The following is a 3,769-nucleotide window of genomic DNA, read 5'->3' on the forward strand; positions in this document are numbered from 1 at the left end:
CGGTAAGGCTGTATCAAACGGCTGCATTCGGATGCTCAACGAGCATGTAATCGACCTGTATGATCGCGTGAGCGTAGGAGCCGAGGTGGTAGTGCGGTGATCGCCAGCGCCGGGTTTTCGGCGCGTGTCGAAAAAGCTCCTTCCGATGATAGATCCTACAACATGGATTCAATCATCGCCGACATCTGATTAGCCGGCAGCGAGCCAGCGTATTTGTCGCCGTTCACGAAGAACGTTGGCGTCGCGTCCACGCAAACCATCTTTTGTCCGCGCCTCTACGCGGCGACGATCTTCTGCTGCAATTCCTTGTCGTTTAGGCAGGCGGAGAACGTTTCCTGAGTGAAACCGGCCAGCTTGATAATGTTGAGAAAAGCCGCCGAAAAGTTTTCCACTCTTTCCCGTTGGTCTGCTGCTAGAAGAGGACATCGATCATGCGGTGCGCTGGGAATTACTTTGCGTGCAGAGCGCCGGCATTACTGCCGCGAGCGCGCGCGGGTCGAAGGGAACCCGCGAATGATCAGCTTGACCTTGCCGGTGACTATGTAGTCGGCCTTGATGGCCGGATAGCTGTTCTCGTGGAAGTTTGCGCAGTGGCCGCACTTCATCGAGGCGTATTCGACAATCGTTACCGGCGCATTCGGATCATCGATCACGATGTCCGGCAGTGGCCTTCGGCCATCAGTTTGTCGATGTCCAACGATCCCATCGGCTCCGGGACTTCGGTGCGGCCGGGTGGCCCTGCGGAAGGCACGAAAGTCTGGGCATTGACGGCTTCGTTCGTCGGCTGGGATGCTGCCATTGTACTCGCAATCGCGGAGCATCCGACGAGGACGAGGACAAAAGGCCCCTGCTCAGCTTGGCGGCTTTTCGAGAAGACTACAAAGATAGCACGGCTCGGTCGGTTTGGCGGATAAGCTAGATCAATTGCCGATCTTCCTGGTTCGATAACCGGGTCTATGGGGGGGGGCGATTCGGCTACTCCGCTAAGAGGCGGGTGAGGACAACAAATCCGGCGAAAAGCAGTGGCTGATGGAACAGGTAGATGGGCAGCGTTCGTTGCCCCACCCACGTCAGTACCCCGCCAAGATGTGCCCTGGGGCTATGGGGCTTCCGGTCCCGCTTTGATGGCCTGGCCACAAGGAGCCGGGTGCAGCCTATGCCCGCAAGTGTCACCCCAAACCACGGGAACACAGGCACAAAATCATTCGAAAATGGTGGCGCAGCAGCAAATCCGATCCAGGCCAGGAACCGTGTGTTGAAGGTCGGGGTTTCGAGAAAGAGCGGCGCCGCCAGCGTTGCGAATGAGGCGAAGAAGACCAAGCCAATTGGAAACCTCAAAAAGAGGAGTCCCAGGAGAGATCCCAACGCGATGGAGTGCAAAATTCCGAAGTAAATGAAACTGGTAGGAAAAGCACCATACGTGACCACTGATATCGCGGCAGCCGCCACGACAATCTTGGCAAGGCGCGTGAGGAATTTTTGCCAGTGGGTATAGCGGAAATGGGCCAGCACGAGCCCGACCCCAACGAGAAACATGAACGAGCCGGCGAGGCTGCGAGCAAATATAGTGACCGGAATACTGAACATCAGTGAGGGCGAAACATACCCGAAAAAGCTCAGGTCCCAGCCAAAGTGATAGATTACGACACCGATGATCGCCAATCCGCGCCACACATCGACAAATACGTAGCGCGTAGGACTGCAAGAGCTGCTCGGAACCTCAGGCACGGCAGAACCTGCCATCTTTACTGTCGCTGACATCAGAGGCTTTGGCCAGCGGCGGCTGAAATTCCAGCTATCGCGCCTGCCGGGTTTTCGGAGAGACAGCCGGATTTGTCACTGGCCAACTGTTTCGGGAGGATGGACGTCATCGATGGACTCCTTGTTCGGCATTCGGCCACCCCCTAGCTCCTCTACCCACTGGAGGCGCAAGGGATAAATGGCTGAAAAAGAATGGGGCTGGAGCGCACCCCGTTTTTGACCAGCCAGGTAGTATAGCCGATAAGGCATAGGCATCCGCCTATGAGTACGACTATGTCGAAAGCTCCTGATGGCCCGTATTCTCGGGTTGAAGTGATCACTTCTGTGCAGCGCCGGCGTCGATGGTTGACGGCCGAGAAGGTCCGCCTCGTCGAGGAGGCGATGCAGCCTGGGATGAGCGTGTCCTTCGTAGCGCGGCAGGCAGGCGTCTCGCCGTCGCAGCTCTTTGCTTGGAAGCGTCGGATGCTGGAGGGCGGACATGCGGCCGTCCAGGCCGACGACGACGTCGTCGGCACGTCGAGGGTCCGCGATCTTGAAAAGCGGGTCCGCGACCTTGAGCGGCTGCTCGGCCGCAAGACGATGGAGAACGAGATCCTCAAAGAGGCGCTCGACGTCGCTCGCCCAAAAAAACGGACATCGTCCTTGCTGTCCTGGAGCGATCCCGTGGGCGGTTCACGGTGAGCGTCGTGGCGCGGACGCTTGACGTCGCTCGTTCCCAGATCAACGAGCGACGCGGTAGGACCGTGAAGCCGCGGGGCCCGTATCGCAAGGCCGAGGATGCCGAGTTCCTGGCGCCCATCCGGGCCATCGTCGACGCCCGGCCGACCTATGGCTACCGGCGTGTGACGGCGCTGTTGAACCGTCGCCTGCGGGCGGAATGCCGCCCGGCGGTCAATGCAAAGCGGGTGCTGAGGATCATGCAGCATCATGGCCTGACGCTGGAGCGCCATACCGCCCGGCGGCCTGGTCGAACGTATGACTGCGTCGTCATTGCGCTGCGCTCGAACGTGCGTTCACCAGCGGGCTCGAACCGGTGGCCCCGCTGACTCACTGCTCAGACCATCTGGAGATCCATGCCAGGAACCGCGAGGTCGTGCGCATCTTCTTCGTCCTGGATGTCTGCGACCGCGAGGTCATTGCATGGTCCGCCGTGGCGCAGGCCGGATGGCTGCCGGACAACTACTGCAGCGCCTACCTTGCCAACGACACCGCCGACACCGCCCGAGCTGTCGGCCTGACTCTGCTCTTCACGCCCGTCCGCAGCCCGGAGTCGAACGGCATGTCGGAGGCCTTCGTTAAGACGGTGAAGCGCGACTATGCCAGCATCACCGTTCTGTCCGACGCCGCCACTATTCTCGCCTTGCTCCCCGACTGGGTCGAGGATTCTTGCGAGGTCCACGCGCACTCAGAATAGAAGTTCCGATCGCCGCGAGAGTTCATCTCGCTCAGTGCCTAAACCCAACCGCCGCCTGTCCGGCGAAATGCGAAACGGAGTCCACTTCAAGATTCATCGGTGATGCCTGCAACGATATCGCCAGAAACCCCGCGAAAACCCGTCTCGATAGTCATCCTATCCAGTAGCTGATCACCGCACACTACCGACGAGGATGTCGCGGTCGTCCGCTATGCCGATCCATTTTCCGGAGTCCAGCTCCGACTGCCGCTTTAGATAAAGGTAATCCGTCTCGTTCCAAGGAAGGATCCGCTCGTCCAGGTTGTCGAGCACGAAGTCGCCTTCGCTGGTTCGCACTGTCAGTACCGCATGGCCGGCACCGTTGCGCTGACGAAGAACGGTGATAAGGAGGGCTGAACGAGGAACACCTGCACGCTGGAGCATATACTGCTTCAGAAGCGCGAAGTCTTCGCAATCACCTTGCTTAGTGGGGTAGGCCCAGCGCTCGGCTACACCGAAAATCTCTTCGTCGGTTCGCGGGATGATGACCGTGTTAACGGAGCCGTTCACCTCGATCAACTGCGACCAGAGATCCTCGGTCAGGGTCGGAACGAC

The 3,769-nt window shown here is 59.3% G+C and carries 4 protein-coding genes and 1 pseudogene; 2 read left to right on the forward strand and 3 right to left on the reverse strand.

Going from position 1 to position 3,769, the window contains the following annotated elements; all coding sequences use genetic code 11:
• A partial coding sequence (locus H536_RS24125; protein ID WP_155898614.1) for a L,D-transpeptidase occupies positions 1–100 on the forward strand: 100 nt, incomplete at its 5' end.
• Positions 101–473: 373 nt separating this feature from the next.
• On the opposite strand, the gene H536_RS24865 is transcribed toward H536_RS24125, so the two are convergent.
• Complete coding sequence (locus H536_RS24865; protein ID WP_024352476.1) at positions 474–653, reverse strand: thioredoxin domain-containing protein; 180 nt, start codon at positions 651–653, stop codon at positions 474–476.
• Between the two features lie 322 nt (positions 654–975).
• Positions 976–1,743, reverse strand: coding sequence for a heparan-alpha-glucosaminide N-acetyltransferase (locus tag H536_RS0122120; protein WP_081451349.1), 768 nt, complete (start codon positions 1,741–1,743; stop codon positions 976–978).
• Positions 1,744–2,022: 279 nt separating this feature from the next.
• Here H536_RS0122120 and H536_RS24135 point away from each other — a divergent pair.
• Positions 2,023–3,172: pseudogene (locus H536_RS24135) on the forward strand (IS3 family transposase); the annotation flags it as partial.
• 174 nt (positions 3,173–3,346) lie between these two features.
• Here H536_RS24135 and H536_RS0122135 read toward each other — a convergent pair.
• Positions 3,347–3,769 (reverse strand): transglutaminase-like cysteine peptidase (locus H536_RS0122135; RefSeq protein ID WP_024352478.1); only part of this gene is annotated, 423 nt, incomplete at its 5' end.

Origin of the sequence: Aurantimonas coralicida DSM 14790, from assembly GCF_000421645.1 — a bacterium.
GTDB lineage: Bacteria > Pseudomonadota > Alphaproteobacteria > Rhizobiales > Rhizobiaceae > Aurantimonas > Aurantimonas coralicida.

Excerpts from the sequence above, each read along its gene's own strand:
- H536_RS0122120 (WP_081451349.1), bottom strand. The coding sequence starts at position 1,743 with ATGGCAGGTTCTGCCGTGCCTGAGGTTCCGAGCAGCTCTTGCAGTCCT.